The 20360-nt window shown below is 47.8% G+C and carries 20 protein-coding genes and 2 pseudogenes; 4 read left to right on the top strand and 18 right to left on the bottom strand.

Going from position 1 to position 20360, the window contains the following annotated elements; translation table 11 throughout:
* Positions 1-222: glycosyltransferase (locus AC0YOA_RS34950; protein WP_475790497.1), on the bottom strand; the 222-nt coding region annotated here is incomplete at its 3' end.
* Between the two features lie 375 nt (positions 223-597).
* Positions 598-1089 carry a quercetin 2,3-dioxygenase gene (locus tag AC0YOA_RS34945; protein ID WP_475790496.1) on the bottom strand — a complete coding sequence of 164 codons (492 nt, stop codon included), beginning with the start codon at positions 1087-1089 and terminating at the stop codon, positions 598-600.
* 242 nt (positions 1090-1331) lie between these two features.
* Here AC0YOA_RS34945 and AC0YOA_RS34940 point away from each other — a divergent pair, with 242 nt between their 5' ends.
* Positions 1332-1907 carry a TetR/AcrR family transcriptional regulator gene (locus tag AC0YOA_RS34940; RefSeq protein ID WP_475790495.1) on the top strand — a complete coding sequence of 192 codons (576 nt, stop codon included), beginning with the start codon at positions 1332-1334 and terminating at the stop codon, positions 1905-1907.
* A gap of 6 nt (positions 1908-1913) precedes the next feature.
* Here AC0YOA_RS34940 and AC0YOA_RS34935 read toward each other — a convergent pair.
* Positions 1914-2203 (bottom strand): annotated as a pseudogene (locus tag AC0YOA_RS34935) (hypothetical protein); the annotation flags it as partial.
* Positions 2204-2705: 502 nt separating this feature from the next.
* On the opposite strand from AC0YOA_RS34935, the gene AC0YOA_RS34930 reads away from it, so the two are divergent.
* The gene (locus AC0YOA_RS34930) at positions 2706-3329 is read left to right on the top strand and encodes a YjgB family protein (RefSeq protein WP_475790494.1); all 624 of its coding nucleotides are present in this window, start codon (positions 2706-2708) and stop codon (positions 3327-3329) included.
* 242 nt (positions 3330-3571) lie between these two features.
* Here AC0YOA_RS34930 and AC0YOA_RS34925 read toward each other — a convergent pair.
* The 4 genes and pseudogenes from AC0YOA_RS34925 to AC0YOA_RS34910 form a co-directional block, all read right to left on the bottom strand.
* A pseudogene (locus AC0YOA_RS34925) lies at positions 3572-3765 on the bottom strand (transposase domain-containing protein); the annotation flags it as partial.
* Between the two features lie 317 nt (positions 3766-4082).
* Positions 4083-4553: a hypothetical protein gene (locus AC0YOA_RS34920; protein WP_475790493.1), complete on the bottom strand. Its 471-nt coding sequence runs from the start codon at positions 4551-4553 to the stop codon at positions 4083-4085.
* A 708-nt stretch (positions 4554-5261) separates the two neighbouring features.
* A complete protein-coding gene (locus tag AC0YOA_RS34915) occupies positions 5262-5645 on the bottom strand; it encodes a hypothetical protein (protein ID WP_475790492.1) in 384 nt (127 codons plus the stop codon).
* 628 nt (positions 5646-6273) lie between these two features.
* Positions 6274-6444, bottom strand: coding sequence for an ASCH domain-containing protein (locus AC0YOA_RS34910; protein WP_475790491.1), 171 nt, complete (start codon positions 6442-6444; stop codon positions 6274-6276).
* A 569-nt stretch (positions 6445-7013) separates the two neighbouring features.
* On the opposite strand from AC0YOA_RS34910, the gene AC0YOA_RS34905 reads away from it, so the two are divergent.
* On the top strand, positions 7014-7265 hold the full coding sequence (locus AC0YOA_RS34905) for a hypothetical protein (RefSeq protein WP_475790490.1): 252 nt from the start codon (positions 7014-7016) through the stop codon (positions 7263-7265).
* Positions 7266-8041: 776 nt separating this feature from the next.
* Here the strand turns inward: AC0YOA_RS34905 and groL are convergent.
* The 8 genes from groL to AC0YOA_RS34865 form a co-directional block, all read right to left on the bottom strand.
* Positions 8042-9679 (bottom strand): chaperonin GroEL, encoded by a 1638-nt coding sequence (groL, locus tag AC0YOA_RS34900; protein WP_210045164.1) that lies wholly within the window; start codon positions 9677-9679, stop codon positions 8042-8044.
* Between the two features lie 142 nt (positions 9680-9821).
* Positions 9822-10103 (bottom strand): co-chaperone GroES, encoded by a 282-nt coding sequence (gene groES / locus AC0YOA_RS34895; protein ID WP_210045165.1) that lies wholly within the window; start codon positions 10101-10103, stop codon positions 9822-9824.
* Between the two features lie 469 nt (positions 10104-10572).
* Positions 10573-11313 (bottom strand): twin-arginine translocase subunit TatC, encoded by a 741-nt coding sequence (tatC, locus tag AC0YOA_RS34890; RefSeq protein ID WP_475790503.1) that lies wholly within the window; start codon positions 11311-11313, stop codon positions 10573-10575.
* A gap of 112 nt (positions 11314-11425) precedes the next feature.
* Complete coding sequence (gene tatA / locus AC0YOA_RS34885; RefSeq protein ID WP_475771033.1) at positions 11426-11662, bottom strand: twin-arginine translocase TatA/TatE family subunit; 237 nt, start codon at positions 11660-11662, stop codon at positions 11426-11428.
* 322 nt (positions 11663-11984) lie between these two features.
* Complete coding sequence (locus AC0YOA_RS34880) at positions 11985-13016, bottom strand: molybdopterin-binding protein (protein WP_475790489.1); 1032 nt, start codon at positions 13014-13016, stop codon at positions 11985-11987.
* Positions 13013-13507 (bottom strand): MogA/MoaB family molybdenum cofactor biosynthesis protein, encoded by a 495-nt coding sequence (locus tag AC0YOA_RS34875; RefSeq protein ID WP_475790488.1) that lies wholly within the window; start codon positions 13505-13507, stop codon positions 13013-13015. Before AC0YOA_RS34875 ends, AC0YOA_RS34880 begins: the two co-directional genes overlap by 4 nt.
* Before the next feature lie 54 nt (positions 13508-13561).
* Complete coding sequence (moaC, locus tag AC0YOA_RS34870) at positions 13562-14035, bottom strand: cyclic pyranopterin monophosphate synthase MoaC (protein ID WP_210045168.1); 474 nt, start codon at positions 14033-14035, stop codon at positions 13562-13564.
* 38 nt (positions 14036-14073) lie between these two features.
* Positions 14074-14712, bottom strand: a complete 639-nt coding sequence (locus tag AC0YOA_RS34865; protein ID WP_475790487.1) for a 5-formyltetrahydrofolate cyclo-ligase — start codon at positions 14710-14712, stop codon at positions 14074-14076.
* A gap of 292 nt (positions 14713-15004) precedes the next feature.
* Here AC0YOA_RS34865 and AC0YOA_RS34860 point away from each other — a divergent pair, with 292 nt between their 5' ends.
* Positions 15005-16945: an ABC-F family ATP-binding cassette domain-containing protein gene (locus AC0YOA_RS34860; protein WP_475790486.1), complete on the top strand. Its 1941-nt coding sequence runs from the start codon at positions 15005-15007 to the stop codon at positions 16943-16945.
* Between the two features lie 487 nt (positions 16946-17432).
* Here the strand turns inward: AC0YOA_RS34860 and AC0YOA_RS34855 are convergent, their stop codons facing one another.
* The 3 genes from AC0YOA_RS34855 to AC0YOA_RS34845 form a co-directional block, all read right to left on the bottom strand.
* The gene (locus tag AC0YOA_RS34855) at positions 17433-17588 is read right to left on the bottom strand and encodes a hypothetical protein (protein WP_475790485.1); all 156 of its coding nucleotides are present in this window, start codon (positions 17586-17588) and stop codon (positions 17433-17435) included.
* A 17-nt stretch (positions 17589-17605) separates the two neighbouring features.
* The gene (locus AC0YOA_RS34850; protein WP_475790502.1) at positions 17606-19150 is read right to left on the bottom strand and encodes a 2-isopropylmalate synthase; all 1545 of its coding nucleotides are present in this window, start codon (positions 19148-19150) and stop codon (positions 17606-17608) included.
* A 221-nt stretch (positions 19151-19371) separates the two neighbouring features.
* A complete protein-coding gene (locus AC0YOA_RS34845; protein WP_475790484.1) occupies positions 19372-19497 on the bottom strand; it encodes a hypothetical protein in 126 nt (41 codons plus the stop codon).
* Positions 19498-20360 lie beyond the last annotated feature (863 nt).

The following is a 20360-nucleotide window of genomic DNA, read 5'->3' as shown; positions in this document are numbered from 1 at the left end:
TTCGAGGGCGAGTCGCTCGGGGTCTAATAATTCCTCGGGCTTCCAATCGGCTGCACCAGTAAATGATACGAATGCGGCGCCTGTCTTTTCGACAGCTTCCTTGAATATGGAGCCTGTAATAATAGTCACCTTATGACCGCGGCGTATAAGGTCTTTTGTTATGGACAGCATAGGAGCGACGTGTCCATATACAGGTGTAATGGGAATGATAATTTTTGTCATAATAAAACCTCTTTTAGAGCAAATTATTTGGTTAAAAAGTCACCTTTTGCTAAGTAACCGTTAAAATAAACGGGCAGATCAAGTTTTGACCGATCTGTTTCTTCCATCTTATATTGGTTTAGAACAGCGTAACTGTCGTTAGATATGCTAAGGGAGTTCGCTAATTTTCTCATGGACTCTCCATTACCTACATAGCCATTAAAACAACGTAAATGGGGATATGTTTTGACTCATTAGCGTCTAGCTCCATTCATCATATATTTCAAAAAGGTCAACGAGGATCTCTATTCGGATACTCGCCATATATGCTTGGAACATATTGATACGGTACAAAATCGAGCGCTAAAGATAAAAAGCCGTCCCTTCTTGAAGATTTTAAAGGCCAGGATAACTAATATTATATTTTTGGGATACCTGTATTAATTTCTGAATCGTCTCAGGAGTAGGCGGCTCCATGTGGGCTTCCATTCCTTCCACGTAAGGAACGCCCAGCTCCTTTACGAATGAATCGAATCCTGCAGGGTAAGCCGTAACCAGGAAATTAGCTTTTTTTGACCTTACCTTAAAGGTATGTGGAATGCCGCGAGGAGCGAAGACATAATCTCCACTTTTAACCAGAAGAGTTTCATTGCCAAGTGTCATTTCTAATTCTCCATCCAACACGTAAAAAGATTCGTCTTCATCTCTATGGATATGGAGTGGCGGACCATCATTTTCATTGACCGAACAATGCACGACACAAAACTCCCCGTTTGTGTCCTCACCACTTACCAATATTGAATTAATGTCTGTAAGGAATAAGAATGTATTTTCTTTGTTGGGATTCCGATGCATCATACCGGCTTTGCTTGGGTTGCTCTTCATCATTTTGTTTGTCTCCTCTTGGTGCGATTTAAATGTCTAATACCTGATCAGGATATTAAATCGACCGTTCTCATATTAATAACTCATTCCGAATTTGTCAACTTACCAAATATAAAATTAATAATTCGTGGCTTATGTTATTAAAACAATAAACCTAAGGTAACTTAGAGGTCGTTGAAAATTCTCCCAACATCTTTTACCGATTTTTCTCATTATGATAAGATTATCCCGGAGGGGTGAAAACGATGCCAAGGCATAAAGAATTCGAGGAAAGCGAAGTACTCCTTAAGGCCATGAATTTATTCTGGGAACAAGGCTATGAAAAGACCTCGCTTCAGGACCTTGTAAAGCATATGGGCATTCATCGCAGAAGCTTGTACGATACTTTCGGCGACAAGCATACACTATTTTTAAAAGCAATGGAGAAATACCAAGAGTTTACGAAAAACATTAAAGCCGAAGCACAACGCGGTCGTACGGCTAAAGAAGCCATTCGATTCATCTTCGATTGTGTGATAGAAGGTAACGTTGATCGACCGGTAGGCTGCTTATTCGTGAATTCAGCCACCGAGCTTGCTTCCAGAGATTCAGTAGTATGTAAAAAAACAAACGAAAGCTTTAGTAGAGAAGAGCAATTTCTGGTAGATCTCATTCAAAAAGGTCAGCAAGCTGGAGACTTTCCGGCTCACAAGGACGCAAAAATTCTTGCGGCAAGTCTCCAAACAACAATGATTGGAATAAGAGTATTAACACGAACATCCGCAGATAAAAAGAGACTCCACCAAATAGCCGATGCATCCATAGCTATGCTTTGTGCGTAATCGTTTTTAGAACGAACGCCTCTCCCCCGCATCAGATGGGTACTTGTTCTTATGCCGAAGCGTCTTGAGCGCGCCGCTCCAGGCAAGCACCTGATCGAGCATCGCGTTCAGGTTCACAAGATGCAGATCGGTCGGCTTGAAGACGGCCCCATTTTCGAAATCGGTGAATAGCGACAAGGCAACCTGTACGCGGATGTCCGCCACCGATACTTCTCCTAGAATGCCGCGGGGATGCTCGACGGCACGGGCACCTCCCACGGAGTCGCAGCCGCTTTATTATTCCATGCCTCGCGTGCGTCCTTGATCGGAGTGTAGGAATGCCTCCGTATGAATCGTTCCTTTCAATGGCTCTGTAAGTTGTTGAAGTGTCCGTTCGACAATCGGTAGTTCGAGCGTGGATGCCACACAGCCGGCCAGGATATGCCTAGTGGTGCAGCTGAGCGTTTTAAGCTCTTTCAACTTATGGGTCAAGTTCAGAACTGAATGAGCCTTCTTTTAGCTGCCACCGGCAAACTGCTTCTTGTTTAAGCTATCGTACCCGTTTCGTATTATGAGGTCACCAAAATTTACTGGTCGACCTCATTTTTATATGGTCGTAAGATAGCCATAGCCGGGGATTGAACGTTCGTGCCCGTGGGACTGGGATCCCGAGAGCTATACTGTTCATCCCCCCTACTTGTTTGCGTTGGGCCTATTTTCCAGAAACATTTTTAAAACAACTCTCGTTTGAGAATCGTAGTACAAAATTGATATTGATAAGCACTTATCATCGAGTGCTAGAAAACAGGAGGAATCATCATGAATAATAAACAATCTGCAAAAAATATAACTGCGGCATTTTTGATCTCGGGTGCTGCAATTCTCGGAATCGTTGGGATAACGAACAGCCTGACACCAGCATCTGCTGCTGCAACGCAAGCAGCGACTTCAACTGCGACACAATCTAAAGCTCTTCAAACAGTTAACAGCTTCTTGAACAGCTTCTATAAGCCAGCTCTTAAAGGTCAATTCCCTGGAGATGTACAAGGACTTGTAAAAGGACTAACAATTGGAAAAACTACACGTCAAGATGTTATCAAAAAATTCGGTCAGCCAATTCAAGTTGGCACTGGCGCTAATGCATTTGATGAATATGAAGGGTCGATGGGTCAACCAGGATTTTCCTTTTCCTACAAATCGAACAAAATTCAAGAAATGCGCTATTTTGGTACGAGCGTAGAGCGCCAAAACAATCTTGGTGGCATTACTCAAAACATGTTGATGAAGCAATGGGGTATGCCAAACTCTACTACAACTATAAAAGCCGGTAAAATCGCTCAGAAAAAATTTGTTTATATCCGTGGGAATTACCAACTTGAATTTATTTTTAACAGCAGCACTGACCTTCATCATGTCAATTTGACTTACAAAGGTTCTAAGTAACACTTATAAGCAAACAAATGGGAGAGGCCATCAATTGGTTTCTCCCATTTGTTCGTTTATAAAAAGTAGGTGCTTTTAATCAATGAGGCGGTTCTTCCGCGTAGAAACTAATCAATCCGAGTTACGCTCTTTAAACGTGACAAATTAATTATCACTGCCAATATCCAAAGCGATTTGTAAGCGTCACATAACCTCCAACTAGATCATGCCTATCCCATTACACGACAAGTAATCGGAAGCGATTATGACCATGGCAAATAAGGCTCGAGGGCCTCTGGATTTTATGGATCCCCGGAAGCTGGGGAAGCTGCTCGAACAGGCACTTTAAATATTGGAACGGAAGAAGTCCGTTTTCCTTCGCCGTCTCGATGACACTGTAGATCGCCGCACTTGCCTTCGCGCCGCGGGGCGTGTTCGCAAATAACCAGTTCTTTCGTACCCCATTGTGGTCCCTCCCCTCAAAAAATTATAAAACGAATTTTTACGCGAATTTCCTCCGATGCGGTCCCGTAGAAAAAAAGATTTTAAAGATCTTGCCCCCCTGGGGGTCCAGCCGGTTGAGAAAGGCGCGTTCCTTCAAATCTTCCGTATATCGACGCATCGACAATCAAATCCTTATCCGGAAAAAACAAAAAGCCACCCGGCAAGTGAGTGGCTTTCATGAAAAGATATACGTTATTTTTTGATTGGGTAGGGCCACGTTCCCGCGGAAGGTAAGAAACGCAACTCAACTAATGAGCTGCGCATTATTGTTTAGTAATTAGCCGGCTTAACGTTAATATAGGTCCAATAATTCTTGGTCGTACTGAAATCACCTGAAGTATGTGGTACGACCTTCCATAAAAGCATATCTCCATTTGTTACATGATAACTAACAGAATCAGTTTTACCCAATGAGCCCTGATCGGTTCCAAATATATCACCGTAGTAATCAATTACCGCTACATCATAGTTCTTGTAATAAGGCGAAACCAAATGCATATTAACAATAACGTTAGTACCTGTATTATTTGTCCATAAATAATAATCAGCATCATCGGATGAATCTAAATAGTCTGAATAAAATCCATTTAAATTTACTCGTGTAGCTGTTTTCCAATTGTCACTCCATTCATCGTCTGAGTATGTTGACAGATGATTTTCGCTGTCAGCAAAAACAGACTGGGAGGATAACAATAAACACATACAAACAAATGTTAAGAAAAACCATTTTTTAATTTTCAATTTTATCAGCTCCCCGTTTTTGAATTAAGCATGCCAATGGTTTCCATAATAGCTCTTTCATTTTCATAAATGGACCTCCCTAATTGGTTTTACCGCCTACCTAGATCATGGCACAGATTACTATGTGATTTAAGAGTCCTTATCCTTATTTACATGTCGAATCGTGTTTGATCGGATCATATCCCACAAGCTCCTTGTTACTTGTGTACCTGCAAAGCCGTCATCCCGGGCGGAAGCCATCTTTGTTCATTTCTCCTGTGATCAAATTAATAACAAATAAGCCGCTCATGTGAGCGACCTATCAAATCCGTCATCTTCTCGGACTGTCTTGGAGTCGTGATGTGATGCATTTAACCGGCTGCAGCTTTATATGATCAATCTTCTTAATTGCCTTAAAATACCGCACCCGTCATGCCCCCTTTCAACAAAAAAAGCCGCAAGAGCGGCTCATGATAAAGTGATCTACAACAAGGCGCGATGGCTCACGCCCTCTTGTAAAAAACTTTGGGGCATCAAACCCCACCTCACACCACACTCTTGACGACTAGCGTCTAAGGTCTCCATGACCCACAGCATGACCGAGTCCTACATATGATAAAGGTACAGTAGGTATAACCCGGAGCGCCTCGCTCCTTTTATGATCCAACTGTACCTCTTAGGTATAGACAGCTTGTGGACACTACTTTGACATAAAGTGGACATTTTCATTTAAAGATAAAGCAATGAGTTTGCTACAGACTCAATACCTTCTATAATTTTCCGATCAATGGTCTTATTGCAATAATCCCAACCGGAGAATCGTAGAATGGTAGCAGCTCGTGAGTTCCCTCTTAGAAAACGGTATTCGATGACACTTTTCACATCAAAATCAACAATTTGATTGACTGCCCTCTCAACATTCCTGGTGCATTGTCGGGCACTTTTATAAGCAGCCACCTGTTTATCTGTTTCAGGAGGAGTGCTTTCAAAGTAATCAACAATACCCTTCAAACGTCTATACCTTGAAAGTAACGACTTAGCCATATCTATATCTTGTTTTGTGGCAAAAGGAAAAAGCTCCATTTGATCATAAAATGATACTATTGCCATCATTCCCCTCATCCTCTCTGTTATAATAGAAGATGAGGTTTGCTTGAATCCCCGGGTACCGTTCCCCAACGTGCCGGGGGTTTTTCTATTTCACAGTTTGCTTCATAGCCAGCTTATAACCCGAACCTTAGGCCAACACCATTCCGTAACAAACATCCAATCATGTTGAGTTAGGCATGCATAATTTAAAGCGTACCCAAACTCAAGGAGGTGATCTTAATGAGTTGTGGTGGCGTAGTTGGTGGTGTCGGTACTGGCTCTGGAATCGGATTTATCCTCGTTCTCTTTATCTTACTGGTCATTATCGCTTGCAGTTGTGGCAGATTCGGTTATTAAATAAGCTTCGGAGCGTATCCGCCTATACATTCCGGACTTGTGAAACTCCTCCTTAAAAGACCCGGATTACGGGTCTTTTGCCATGTTGATTATCATCCGCACTATTGGTGGTGTGGCTTATGTTGTTCGATATTTATTGTGTTGTATGGAACAATTCATTTCCTAATCCAGCCGAATGGCATAATCATAGTCGTCATCTTCGCTTGACGGCGGCCCCGCAAACGATGGCTTATACCCGTAATGCGCCTCGAACGCGGCAATTACCAGCTGCGCCCGAAACTCAGAACCGGAACCATCAAAGGCTGATGCAGTCAATCAGCTCGACGGTACCGAATACCTGCTTGGTGCCACTCTTGATAATCCCGAAGATTCCCCGGTGTTTGGTCTGACTGCCCCGTATCTCCCATGTCTTTTCGCCAGATAAGATCAGATCCGCCCATTTAGGCTTTATGATGAGTCCTTTCACGATTTAAGCCTCCTTTTTTATTTTTGAAACCCACGCGAAGTCTTTATATCTATCTTCAATCAGATATGAATAGCCTTTAGGTATATACTCGCCTGTCCATAATCGCAGCTGGCCGTATTTGGTTTGACTGCTTTCCTGTTCTGCAACGCGAGAGTGAGGACAAACTACCAACTTAATATGTTCAATCCTGCAACCGCGTCAAATCATGGGGTTTAATGCATCATGGATCATTTGCAATGCTTGTGAATTCATTGCAATAATCGCCTCTCACTGAATCTTAGTGATTTAAAATAATAGCTGTTGCCCAACTGCTCCGGCAGCTACCGGGTTGATCCAAAGGACTTCGGTTCGAGTCCTTCCAGCTTCTGCCTTGACTTATGTATGAGCGATGCATTTTTTTCTATATTCTTCCTCAATAATATTTCCGCAAATACATCTTTGTATCTGTAGCAATCTCGACAATGCGGTTAAAATTTCGGCAAGCTTAAGTGTGGCCTGCTCTTGTTTGATGGTAAATGAATCTCTCTGAGCATATACAAAGCAGCGAAGCGTAGAGGTCAAGGCTACAAATGGATTTGTATCAAGACGGACCTCCCAATCCGGTAACAGGAAAGAGAAATCAGATCGAGCGCCGCGGCGATACCAAGAAAGAAGCTGAAGGGCGTGTTGATGAGGCAATCGATTTGCTGCTTCCATTTGCGAAAGTCGCTGAGGAATGGCTAGAAACCTATATCTCGCAGTGGTGTAAAGAAGGGAACCATACGCCTATGAAAAAATTCTATCGCTACGCTAAACGAGCATATCGCCCAAACCAATATTGAACGGACCACTCACAAAACACATCAGAATATCCTGAACAAACTGCATGATGAAGGTTATTCAAAGTCGACGATCGAAGGTGTTCATGTCACGGGCAACTTAATTTATAAACATGCCATCAAGGAGAAGTATCGTAAGGACAACCCGGCCACTCTCAAGGAAACGGATTTTGATTTTGAAATCAATAAAATGCGGATTACGAAGACGCTATATAACCCAAACAATAACATGTCCAAATACGAACTGATTCCTCCAAAAACGAAAGGATCAATCCGGACGATTGAACTCGATGAGAGCATCATGAAAATGGTCAAGGTCCTTATAAAACGTCAGACCAAGCTGCGAATGGTGGCTAAGAATTTTGACCCCGAGTATCATGATAAAAAATTCATCTTCTGCAACGATAAGGGTTACCCCTTTGTTCAGAAATTTGTTCAGACACGAATGGATAGAATCTTAAGAAGTACGGACATTCGTAAAAAGGCCACTCCTCATATCTTCTGACACACACATGTAAGCATGTTAGCTGAAGCTGGCGTCGATCTTCCTACAATCATGAAACGCGTTGACCATGATGATTCCAAGACGACGTTGAAAATCTACATGCATATTACGGAGAGGATGCAAAGGAACGCATCTGAAAAGGTGAATGTTCACTTCTCGGAACTTCTCAAGGGAGCTGTTTTGCAAGGAATGTGACCTTTTCGTGCCCTTATAAAAAAACGGGACCCCGAAAGGTCCCGTTTTCCTTGATATATAAGGGTTTTTGGTCGGATGATTACATCATGCCGCCCATGCCACCCATACCACCCATGCCGCCCATGTCAGGCATGCCTGGTTTGTCTTTCTCCGGTTTGTCGGCAACAACCGCTTCGGTTGTCAGGAACATCGCTGCAACGGAAGCTGCGTTTTGCAGAGCGGAACGCGTTACTTTCGCAGGGTCAACGATACCGGCTGAGAACATATCAACCCACTCGCCAGTAGCAGCGTTATAACCAACGCCCACTTTCTCGCCTTTCAGACGCTCAACGATAACGGAGCCTTCTTGGCCTGCGTTCGCTGCAATCGTGCGTACAGGCTCTTCCAGAGCGCGCAGAACGATGTTAACGCCTGTTTTTTCGTCGCCCACCGCATTAACGGCTGCAACTGCTTTATATACGTTCACGAGTGCAGTACCGCCTCCAGATACGATACCTTCTTCAACCGCTGCGCGGGTGGAGTTAAGAGCATCTTCGATGCGCAGTTTGCGCTCTTTTAATTCGGTTTCTGTTGCTGCGCCGACTTTGATTACGGCTACGCCGCCGGACAGCTTGGCAAGACGCTCTTGCAGCTTCTCACGGTCGAAGTCGGAAGTTGTTTCTTCCAATTGAGTGCGGATTTGATTGATGCGAACATCAATATCCGATTTTTCGCCGCTGCCGTCAACAATGATCGTGTTTTCTTTCGTCACACGAATCTGGCGAGCGGAACCGAGCTGCTCAATCGTTGTGGATTTCAGATCAAGACCAAGCTCTTCCGTGATCACTTGACCACCTGTCAGAGCGGCAATGTCGCCCAGCATCGATTTGCGGCGGTCGCCGAAGCCTGGAGCTTTTACGCCTACGCAAGTGAATGTTCCGCGCAGCTTGTTGAGAACCAGAGTTGCCATTGCTTCGCCTTCGATATCTTCAGCAATAATCAGAAGCTGTTTGCCGGATTGGACCACTTTCTCCAGAACCGGTAAAATTTCTTGGATGTTCGTAATTTTTTTATCGGTAATCAGGATATATGGGTTATCGAGTACAGCTTCCATTTTATCCGTATCGGTAATCATATACGCGGAAACATATCCACGGTCGAACTGCATACCTTCAACCACTTCAAGCTCCGTTACGAAGCCTTTGGATTCTTCAACCGTGATAACGCCGTCGTTGCCGACTTTTTCCATAGCTTCTGCAATCAGCTGGCCGACTTCTTCGTCACTGGACGAGATAGAAGCAACCTGAGCGATCGACTGTTGTCCTTCGATTGGTTTCGCGATGGATTTCAGTTCTTCAACAGCTGCGCGAACCGCTTTTTCGATACCTTTGCGGATAACCATCGGGTTAGCGCCCGCCGTTACGTTTTTGAGACCTTCGCGGATCATTGCTTGCGCAAGAACCGTAGCAGTCGTTGTTCCGTCACCGGCAACATCATTGGTTTTGGTCGCTACTTCTTTAACAAGCTGTGCGCCCATGTTTTCGAAAGCATCTTCCAATTCGATTTCTTTGGCAATGGATACACCGTCATTGGTGATCAGTGGGCTGCCGAATTTTTTCTCCAGAACCACGTTGCGGCCCTTAGGACCAAGTGTAACTTTAACCGCATTTGCAAGAGCGTCGACTCCGCGCAGCATTGCGCGACGAGCGTCTTCGCCAAACTTAATTTCCTTAGCCATTGTCAAATTACCTCCTAATTAATGATCGTTCCAGTTCGTCCAAGCGGCACTACGCCGCCTTCCATGCTGTGACAAGCCAAGGGAGGCTTGCCCCAAAAAATATGAAGTAAAAACCATGTATGTTTGAGTCAAAGCACGCGGCTTATCCCAGGATTGCGTGGATGTCGCTTTCTTTCATAATCAACAATTCTTTACCTTCGTATTTCACTTCGGTGCCGGCATACTTGGAGAACAACACGCGATCGCCTTCTTTTACTTCAAGAGCGATGCGGGCGCCGTCTTTAAGCGTACCGCTTCCTACAGCAATAACTCTGCCTTCTTGCGGCTTTTCTTTCGCCGTGTCTGGCAGCACAATTCCGCTAGCTGTTGTTTCTTCTTTCGCGATTGGCTCAACCAATACGCGCTCACCCAAAGGTCTGATCATGAAAATAGCCTCCTTTTGATTTTGTTGCTCATTTCATATTAGCACTCGCAACTGTTAAGTGCTAACAACCATTTTTAATAATACCGATTTTGCTTCTGAATTTCAAGTGCCTAAAGGACAATTTGCGGGAAATTTACAGTTCATGATGCAGGGCCTCTTCACAAATGCTCATGAATAAGCAGAAAAGCGCCCGTTTACTCTAAAAAAGAGCGGGTTTTTCCATCATCCGGCTGGAATTAGAAATGAATACGGTTAGGGATTACATCAAGCAAAAGAAAAAAAGGCCATCACCGCGCTCTGTCAGAGATGCTGGTCTCTGCCCTATAGATCTTATAGCCATGGATAGAGATTAAACTTACACGCCTATAAAGTAAAAAAAGACAGGCTCAAGAATGCTTGAACCTGCCTTTTAGTTATTGGGGCCTGGTGATAATAAAGTCCATGTCCGCATATAAGCGGAAAGAGCCTCTTAGGTTGCTCCGAACTCCTCTTCCCACTGACGGTCGCGTTCCAGCTGTTTCCGGTAAACGACGCTCGAGAGCAGCACGCTCGCTTCATAAAGAAGAATCAGGGGAATTGCTACCAGCAAATCCGAAATGAAGTCCGGAGGCGTGATGACAATACCGATCAAGATGAGAATAAAGTAAGCAAGACGCCGCATTTTGCGCAGACGCTTGGGATTCAGAATACGCAGCTTGGTCAGAAACATAATGACAAGGGGCAGTTCAAAAAGCAGCGATATCGGGAGTAAAATATTGAACATAAACGCAAAATATTGTGTAACCCCGTAAGTCTCCTCCAGATTCAAATGCTTCGCCACATTCGTTGTAAATGTAAACGCCATTGGAAATACAACGAAATAGGAGAACGCGAGCCCGATCAGAAACATAATGAGCGCAAAGGGGACAAACATAAGCGCAGACTTCTGTTCCTTGATTCCCAAAGCGGGTTTCACGAAAGCCCAAGCCTGATAAAAGATAAACGGAAGCACAAGAACAAGCGCGATTACCAGCGCAAACTTCATATACATGCCAATTCCATCCCACAGGGAAAACGCATGCAGCGTCATTCCATTGACGGGCTCCTGACTCATCAGATAATCATAAGCGGGATTGGCCACCAGCAATCCGATAATCATGCCAAGCACCAGCACAAGAATAATATAGATCAGCCTGCGTCGAAGCTCGCCGATATGTTCAAACAGCGTCATCAGCTGCACTTCGCGGGAAGGCTGCTTATCGGATTCTGTCACCGCGCCTGCACCTCTCTTTCTCACTTCGTTCTTAATGGGAGGGAATCCGTCTCACAAAAAAAGCGAGCCCCTACTCCGGGAGTCGCTTATTGTCCGTTTGATCTTCGACTTTACGGTTGACGTCGCTCCGGCTCACTTCTTTACGGTCCTTATCGTCATCATCCATCAAATCTCTGGCACCGGCCTTGAATTCCTTCAATGTCCGGCCAAACGCGCGGCCAAGCTCCGGCAGTTTGTTCGGTCCAAACAGGAGCAGGGCAACGAGCACAAGAAGAATAAATCCTGTAACACCAATTCCGCTAAACATGTTTTCTTAACCTCCTAAAAGCTTTACGAAGTAAAGCTCACTCCGTAAGCATAAGCCAAGCTTTACGAAGTAAAGCTCACTCCGTAAGCATAAGCCAAGCTTTATGAAGTAAAGCTTATTCCGTAAGCATAAGCCAGACTTGCAAGCAAAACATGCTCCGCATGCGCCGGGCTTTACAAAGTAATGCTTATTCCGCATGCATCAAATGCACAATTCAGGTAGAGCTGACAGGCTTCACCCTTACTCAGCCCGTTATAAAATCTGCTTCAACAGTTAACGTTTCTTCCAAGTCCTAAGTCTCTTGCCTCGCGCTGGCGGCGTTTCAGCAGTTGTATAGCCCGCCGTAACCCATCTGCACGATATCTTCTTTGGTTATCATGTCGCCCGCAAGAACGCGCGGCAGCAGGACATCAAAGGAAGTATACGGATCATGCATGACACAGCCGGGCAAGCCCATAATCGGCACACCGTTGATGTAACCGACAAGCAGCATGGATCCCGGAAGCATGGGGGTTCCGTAGCTGACGACTTCTGCTCCCGCTTCTTTGATGGCGGCTGGCGTGCGATCATCAGGATCCACGGACATTCCGCCTGTTACCACTATCATATCATACCCCTGTGCCAGCAAATAGTGTATTTCCTTGACAATTGTATGGCGGTCATCAGGGGCAAAGCGCTGCTCCGCGATCTCGGAGCCCAAGCGCTCCACAATGCGCCGGACAGCCGGACCGAATTTATCTTCAATCCGGCCTGAGAAGACCTCGCCGCCGGTTGTAAGCATACCGATCCGGAAGCTGCGAAGCGGCCTGACGCGAACCGGCCCGCGGCCTTCATGCAGCGTGCGGTAATTGTCGACGAGAGCCTCGACACGTTCAATCTTGGCCTTCGGAACCACGAGCGGGATCACCCTGGTAGCCGCCAACTGCCCGCCGGGCATTACGACCGAATGTGTTTTCAGGGTAGCAAGAGCAATCTCGCCCAGTTCATTAATGGCGTGAACAAGCGACGCATCAATGACAGCAAGAGCAGGGGAGGTCAGGCTTGACTTGATGGAGACCTTGCCTTCATGAGGCTCTGACAAGGCCGTTCCATCTCCCTGAAGGGCAAGCGCCATACGCTGGGCGGCATCATCTTCATGAAGCTCGCCTTCGCCCAGCTCTATAATATAGATATGTTCTTTGCCAATATCGAGAAGCTTAGGAATATCCGCTTCCGTGATGACATGCCCTTTTTTAAACAATCGTCCCTTGAACTGCCCTGGTATGATCTGCGTCAGATCATGCGCCAAGCGCAGTCCAACAGCCTGCTCGACCGGCACTTCCTTAAGCTGTGTGCCGTTTATTGGAAAATTCACTCGTTATGGTCCCCCGTTCGCCCTGATAAAATGCTAAGGGCATGAGGAAGCTGGTCCATGATCGCCATCAAATTCTCATGAACACCCTTAGGACTTCCAGGCAAATTGATAATTAATGAGCGGCCGCGGATTCCGCAAACGCCCCTGGAGAGCATGGCACTTCTCGTACGCTGCATAGCCCCCAGCCTCATGGCCTCGGCAAGGCCCGGAACGATACGCTCAATGACCTTCATGGTTGCTTCTGGTGTCAGGTCCCTCGGAGCAAGACCTGTTCCGCCGGTCGTGATGACCAGATCCGCTTGATAATAATCCGTCATTTCAATAAGCGCAGCCATAATTTCATCCTGCTCATCGGGAACGATACGGTAATCGATAATTTCCCCGCCCAATTCCTCTTCAACCAGTTCCCGGATCACCTGCGCGCTCGTATCCTCCCGCTCGCCGCGCGATCCTTTGTCGCTTGCCGTCAACAACGCCACTTTCCACCGCATGTGCTTCTCCCCCGATCGATCCGATGCTACCGATTAGAAAACACCTGTATTTTATCATTTTGCATGAATGTAGTCGCCATTCTTCCCTCCGCTTTTGGAGACCAGATACGTCGCCCCGATGACCATATCCTTCTGCAAGGCCTTGCACATATCGTAGACCGTAAGGGCAGCAGCCGACACTGCCGTTAAAGCTTCCATTTCGACGCCGGTTTTGCCCGTTGTTTTCACAGTTCCTTCTATATATAACTCGTCCACTCCATTATCGGCAAACGCGAGGTTGACGCCGGTTAACGGAAGAGGATGGCACATCGGAATGATATCCGATGTTTTCTTGGCTGCCATGATACCTGCAACCTGTGCAACGGACAGCACGTCGCCTTTGCCGATTGTTCCAGCCTTGATGCGTGAGAGAGTCTCAGGCGCCATAGCCACACTTGTTCGCGCAACCGCGACACGGGCCGTAACGTCTTTATCTGATACATCGACCATGCGGGCCCTGCCTTGTTCGTTAAAATGGGTCAAATCCATCGTTTGCTCCTTTCCAGCTGCTCATGGACAAGAATTTGTCAGCGGTTAATGATGCACATGCCCTGCTCGGTGATCATGGCCCCAATACGGGCATCATGCACCTCCATCGGTACTTCCTCCTGCAGCTGCGACTCAAAGCCAAGTCCGATCCAGGGCGGAAGCGGTTTGCCAGCCCGCAGCGCCTGCTCCGTCAACTGTTCCCGGTAGCGGTCATAATAACCTCCGCCATACCCGAGTCTGCCGCCCTGCAGGTCAAAAGCCAGTCCCGGAACAAATATCGCATCCGGAATGAAATCCGGCCCGCAGCGCTCCGCCTGACTCACACCAGGCTCGAGAATGCCATAGGCTCCGGGAGCAAGTTCCTCCCAGCTCTTGAGCAGATAAAGCTCCATAGAACGGTCAGATGGCTCACAGCGCGGTACAATAACGGACAGCCCGGTCTGCCAGCCCCATTCGATCAGTTCACGGGTATCAAGCTCGGAACGGAATGGAACATAAATCATAAAGCTGGCGATTGTATCCGACCATTGACTCAACCAGTCAATTGCGCTTCTGCAGGCCTGACTGGACCACTGTGTCCGAAGCTCCTCTGGCAGAAGGCTGCGGCTTGCGGCCGCCGCCTTTCGGACTGCTTTCTTTTGTCCCAAAATCCCTGCTGCGTCCTCACCTTTCGCCATTACAGCCGCCTTGCCTTTCTGAAGAAACGCCATGATCCTGAAGAGCTGATTATGTAAGAAGAATCGGCTGCACCAATCTAAGGCGGCAGAGGTTAGCTTCTTCACTCAAAGGCCATTTCTTGATGTCATAGTTGTTTCTTAGTTTACCACTGTTGACCAGTTTTCGCCAATGGTCAGAAGAGCTGCTTTTACTCAAGCCAACATGACCCGAATATGTCGCGTCGGCAGCAATTTTCATGTAAACTAACAATGTAGATACAGCAAGTTTACGATTCTGGAGGTTTATTCATTTATGCTTCTTCAAATATCGGATATTTCCAAAAGTTACGGGGTAACCAGCATCCTCTCCCAAATCACCTTCCAGGTCCTTCCGCGCGAGCGGGTTGGGCTGGTAGGAGTCAATGGCGCAGGCAAGTCGACGCTGCTGCGTATCATTGCCGGGGAAATCTCAGCCGATTCCGGCTCCGTCTACAAAGCGAAGGAGACAACCATCGGTTATCTCGCCCAATCGAGCGGACTCAATTCCGAACGTACCATCGAAGCGGAAATGCGCGCCGTTTTTGCCCATTTGACTGATGCGGAGCGGGAGCTCCGTTCCTTGGAGCTGCAAATCGCGGATCCGGAGCTTCAATCGAATCCCAAGCTGTATGAGCAGACACTTGAACGCTACTCCAAATTGTCGGATTGGTTCCTGGAACAGGGCGGGTTTGTGATGGAGACCCGAATCCGCAGCATATTGCATGGCATGGGCTTCAGCCAGTTTCCACCGGATACGGTTATTTCGACATTAAGCGGCGGGCAGAAAACAAGGCTGGCACTGGCCCGCATTTTATTGCAGGCTCCTGACCTGCTCATGCTGGACGAGCCAACCAATTATCTGGATATTGAAACATTGACATGGCTTGAGGATTACTTGCGCGGTTATGACGGCGGAATTCTCGTTGTTTCTCATGACCGCTACTTCCTGGACGCAGTGGTGCAGACCATCGTGGAAATTGAGCGCCACACAGCCAAGCGGTATACAGGCAATTACAGCCGCTATATTGATATCAAGGCTGCAGAGTATGAAGCTCAGATGAAGCAGTTCGACAAGCAGCAGGATGAAATTTCGCGTCTTGAGGATTTTGTCCAGCGCAATATTGTACGTGCTTCGACAACCAAACGGGCGCAAAGCCGGCGTAAAGCGCTCGACAAGATGGAACGACTCGACAAGCCGCTCGGAGACCTGAAGAAAGCTCATTTTTCTTTTGAAATCGACCGCCATAGCGGCAACGACGTGCTTGATGTGACGGATCTTGCAATACGTTTCACTGAACGGGACCAGCCTCTTTTCCAGCATGTCACATTCCGCTTGGAGCGGGGAGAAAATGTCGCGCTGATCGGTCCGAACGGTATCGGCAAATCGACACTGCTGAAGGCGCTTGTCGATCAACAGCCTATTGCCGGAGGCTCAATCCGCTGGGGCACCAATATCAAAATCGGTTATTACGATCAAGAGCACAAGGAGCTTAATCCTGCCAACACGGTGCTGGAGGAGCTTTGGAATGCATATCCGGGCATTGAGGAAGCCCGCATACGCACAGTGCTGGGCAATTTCCTCTTTAGCGGGGACGATGTCAAGAAACGCGTCGGTTCTCTCAGCGGTGGCGAAAGAGCGCGCGTATCGCTGTCCAAGCTTATGCTGGCACGAGCCAATATGCTTATTCTGGACGAGCCCACGAACCATCTTGACCTGTACAGCAAAGAGGTTTTGGAGTCTGCGCTGCTCGATTATGACGGCACCTTGCTCTTCATTTCCCATGACCGGTATTTCCTTAACAAGATGGCGGAGCGCATTGTCGAACTGACTCCAGGCGGCACCCAACATTTCCTGGGAAATTACGACGAAATGATTGAGAAAAAACAGGAAACCAGTGAACTGCTCATGGAATCGCTATCATTTTCACAGGGAAAAGTCGGAAAAGCGTCTGAAGCTTACGAAATATCGGCGCCTACCTCCTACGAAACCGACAAACAAGCCAAACGCGAGGAGCGGAGCCGACAAAGAAAGCAGGAGCAGCTGGAGCAGGATATCGCAAGGCTGGAGGGGGAAATCACAGAGCTGGAGCATCAGCTTGTCGATCCCGCCATATTCAATGATTATGTGAAGGTTCAGAGCATTCAGTCCGACATGGACAGCAGAAGAGAAAAGCTTCAGGCAGCCTATGATGCTTGGGAGGAACTGCTTGGTTAACAGGCAGCAGCTTAACATAATGAAGCCCCCGCAGCGCCGGCAAAGCGAAGCGGGGGCTTTCCTTTATTTGCATGGCGCACACCTGTAATCTGCGTATGCAGCGCAGCTTGTGCCCACATCAGGATATTCTGTTAGATTTTGATCTATCCACTTATTCCACAGGTTTATCCACAGCTGCTGGCGAATTGTTCAGCAATTCTGCCATTAATGATGTTAACTACAAGCAATAAACCCGCTATTTTTCTTTATCTGCCCACATGTGGATAGAAAACTGAAACTTTTACACACATTATCCACATTATCCACAATCGGGTTGTGAAAAACTTATCCCGCTTTTGTGCACATTGTAAACGCCCTGTAAATGCCGCTTTGCGCTGTTTATTCACATCTATGCACATTTTCTGTGGATAACAATGTGTATAACCAAAAACAGCCTGAATAAACGCTTTGTTTATCCCCGTAACGTCCCCAAATCATGTTCGTCTTCCTATATATAAGAGGTGAGACGACGAACCCAGAATAGAAGGATCCCTGCCGCTTCCAGAAGCATGCGGTTCAATTGACGGCAGGCTTCATCAACAGGCTCGCGGTCTCGCCTTCCCCATTCATCAAAAGAGCTGTAATAGCTGATCACCGGGTCCACCCGTCTTCACCTCCCGATTACTCCGCTTTGGTGCGCAGCTCCGGATTCGATTGACCGCCAAGCAGCTGCTGGTTGCATGCCGCCACATAGGCCTGGGCTGCAGCGAGAATGATGTCGTTATGAACGGCGGTTCCGCGATAACGGCGATTGTTATGCAGCATGCTCACAATCGCTTCTCCGCGTGCGTCCTCACCTGTGGATAAGGAATGCAGCTCCAGATCCTCGAACTCGCCTGCGACCGGGATCGCCTGTTGAATGCAGTGGATAACCGCTTCGAGCGGACCGGTTCCCGTTCCGGTATACGTCCGCTCCTCCTGCGAATCGCGCTCGCGAATCGTAACCGAAGCGATGCGGGAGCGCTGGGTGCCTGCCAGCACCTGCAGATCCACCAGCACAAAAGGATCATGCTGGATGTCCGTCGTTTCGCTGGCCAGGCGGATCAGGACATCATCGGGAACCAGCTTGATTTCGTCCGCTTTTTCGACAAAGCGGTTATACAGCTCCAGCAGCTCCGTTTCATTCAATGTGATGCCGTATTCAGCCAAACGGTGCTTCAGGGCATGGCGTCCGGAATGCTTGCCAAGCACAATCATGCTGCGCGGAATGCCCATGGCTTCCGGATCCATAATTTCATAGGTATTTCGGTTTTTGAGCAGGCCGTCCTGATGAATCCCCGACTCGTGCTGAAAAGCGTTGCGGCCGACAATCGGCTTATTGTAGGCAATCGGAAAATTCATCGCCCGGCTGACCATCCGCGAGGTCTCAAAAATCTCGCTTTGTACAATGCCCGTCTCAGCGCCGATAACAGTTTTGCGTGTCTCAATCGCCATCACAAGCTCCTCCAGCGAACAGTTGCCGGCGCGTTCGCCGATTCCGTTGACCGTAACCTCGATCTGCGTTGCCCCCGCCTGGATGGCTGCCAGGCTGTTAGCGACCGCAAGACCCAAATCATTGTGGCAATGCGCGCTGTAGCTCACATTTTCGCCGCCCCGCGCCTGCTTGCGCACACTGCGGAACAGCTCGCCGTATTCCTCCGGCATCGCATAGCCAAGCGTGTCGGGTAAATTAATAATCGTCGCGCCCTCCGCAATAACAGCCTCCACCATCTCAATGACAAAATCCCTGTCCGAGCGGCTGGCATCCATACAGGAGAATTCAATCTCGTTCACAAACTGCTTGCCATAGGCGACCATCTCCCGGGCGATTTGTACGACCTCTTCCTTCGATTTGCGCAGCTGGTAGGCAAGATGAATGTCCGAGGAGGACAGAAACAGATGAAGCCGGCGCCTTGCGGCATCCTGGGTCGCGCGGACAGCGGAATCGATATCGGCTTTCACCGCACGGGCGAAGCCGACAATTTCGACATTTTGCAGCTCGCGGGATACCTGCTGGACCGCGGCAAAGTCGCCGGGGCTGGAAATCGGGAAGCCCGGTTCAATCACGTCGATGCCAAGCTTCGCCAGCTGGCGGGCGAGGATGATTTTTTGCTCCGGCGCAAGGGATGCTCCAGGGGACTGCTCCCCGTCACGCAGCGTCGTATCGAATATGCGGATACGTTTCATAACGGATTCAGACGTTTGATTGGGGTTGATCGGTTGATTTGTCATAGGATTAGCCTCCTTAAATGTTTAACGCATTATTTCTGGTAATGAACTGCTAAGAAACGGCTGTCGCTGTCCTCTGACTGCTAAGCCAAGTTTCTTCCCTCCGACTGGAAGCAAAGCATAATGGAGTGGTATACTTTCTTATTTTTCAAAAAAAACAGCCTATCGTCTCTTGTTGATCAAGAGACGACAGGCTGTTTGTGCAGCTTGCCGCGGTACCACTCCAGTTGTCCAGACCTTGGTCCGAACCCGCTTATGCAGCCTTCAAGGAAGAAACCGGCTTCGCCGTTTATTTCAGTCGGCAAAGCTGGCTTCTTCCCTCAATGAGAAAACATCCATCATGCAGTCAGCAGCTGAATATAGCAGCAGACTGTACGTGATTGCTCTCCTAAAGGCTGCACCCGATGACAGGGGTCAACTGTGCCGGCGTACGATACTTGGCTCCCTCGCCTGACCGTAATGGTCAAGCGTGAGCTCCTTTATTTTCCGCCGGTCCGCTTCCAGGCGAGTTCGGATATCCATCGGCTGCCTCGCACCAATCAAGCAGCTCTCTGCTGCCGCCTCCAGCCGCACCCGATAAGACGAGTGCATGACTTGGGCAACGTGTTCCCGGATACTGGTTCCTACTACTCCTGTTCATTGCGTTTGTGTTATGTCGGTTATGTTATTCTCATCGATTGATTGAATTTCAAGGGACAGGTTCCTAAGTACATTGCTTATTGCTTGGGATGGACTTACTTCACATTTCAACTTCGCACATACCGCTAGACAACAGAAAAAGCCTGCCGTCTCTATTGCAAGAGACGACAGGCTGTTATGAACAGTCCGCGCGGTACCACCCTTGTTGACGCCCTCGTCTCCCCAAAGGAGAGTGCCGGAACGCCCACTTATGCACGTCCCCCGACTCTAGAAATCGAAGGCCGTACACCCGATTACGGGGGTTAGCCGTTACATCGTACACCCTCAGCAGGTCAGCCTTGGCCTTCGGCCGTAACCATCCTGAGGTTTCCGATGTTCCGCTCCCAGGCGAGTTTCTGGTCTGCCTTCGACTGCGTTGCACCAAATCCGCAGCTCTCTAAACCCGGCACTGCCTTACTGCTCCTGTTCTTCGCGTTTAAGAAGTATGACTGCCTGCATGGCAGTGTGAAGTATTGCTGCTTATTATAAT

This window comes from Paenibacillus sp. JT22N12, assembly GCF_056269365.1.
The sequence above is the reverse complement of the archived record's forward strand: the minus strand, read 5'-3'. Positions and strand labels throughout refer to the sequence as shown.

What these genes read in the sequence shown, in the direction of transcription:
- AC0YOA_RS34945 (WP_475790496.1), bottom strand. Translation starts at nt 1,089, where the DNA reads ATGATGAAGAGCAACCCAAGCAAAGCCGGTATGATGCATCGGAATCCC.
- groL (WP_210045164.1), bottom strand. Translation starts at nt 9,679, where the DNA reads ATGGCTAAGGAAATTAAGTTTGGCGAAGACGCTCGTCGCGCAATGCTG.
- AC0YOA_RS34865 (WP_475790487.1), bottom strand. Translation starts at nt 14,712, where the DNA reads ATGGCGAAAGGTGAGGACGCAGCAGGGATTTTGGGACAAAAGAAAGCA.
- moaC (WP_210045168.1), bottom strand. Translation starts at nt 14,035, where the DNA reads ATGGATTTGACCCATTTTAACGAACAAGGCAGGGCCCGCATGGTCGAT.
- AC0YOA_RS34860 (WP_475790486.1), top strand. Translation starts at nt 15,005, where the DNA reads ATGCTTCTTCAAATATCGGATATTTCCAAAAGTTACGGGGTAACCAGC.
- groES (WP_210045165.1), bottom strand. Translation starts at nt 10,103, where the DNA reads ATGATCAGACCTTTGGGTGAGCGCGTATTGGTTGAGCCAATCGCGAAA.
- AC0YOA_RS34875 (WP_475790488.1), bottom strand. Translation starts at nt 13,507, where the DNA reads ATGCGGTGGAAAGTGGCGTTGTTGACGGCAAGCGACAAAGGATCGCGC.
- AC0YOA_RS34915 (WP_475790492.1), bottom strand. Translation starts at nt 5,645, where the DNA reads ATGATGGCAATAGTATCATTTTATGATCAAATGGAGCTTTTTCCTTTT.
- AC0YOA_RS34930 (WP_475790494.1), top strand. Translation starts at nt 2,706, where the DNA reads ATGAATAATAAACAATCTGCAAAAAATATAACTGCGGCATTTTTGATC.
- AC0YOA_RS34905 (WP_475790490.1), top strand. Translation starts at nt 7,014, where the DNA reads ATGGATTTGTATCAAGACGGACCTCCCAATCCGGTAACAGGAAAGAGA.
- tatC (WP_475790503.1), bottom strand. Translation starts at nt 11,313, where the DNA reads ATGACGCTGTTTGAACATATCGGCGAGCTTCGACGCAGGCTGATCTAT.
- tatA (WP_475771033.1), bottom strand. Translation starts at nt 11,662, where the DNA reads ATGTTTAGCGGAATTGGTGTTACAGGATTTATTCTTCTTGTGCTCGTT.
- AC0YOA_RS34940 (WP_475790495.1), top strand. Translation starts at nt 1,332, where the DNA reads ATGCCAAGGCATAAAGAATTCGAGGAAAGCGAAGTACTCCTTAAGGCC.
- AC0YOA_RS34850 (WP_475790502.1), bottom strand. Translation starts at nt 19,150, where the DNA reads ATGAAACGTATCCGCATATTCGATACGACGCTGCGTGACGGGGAGCAG.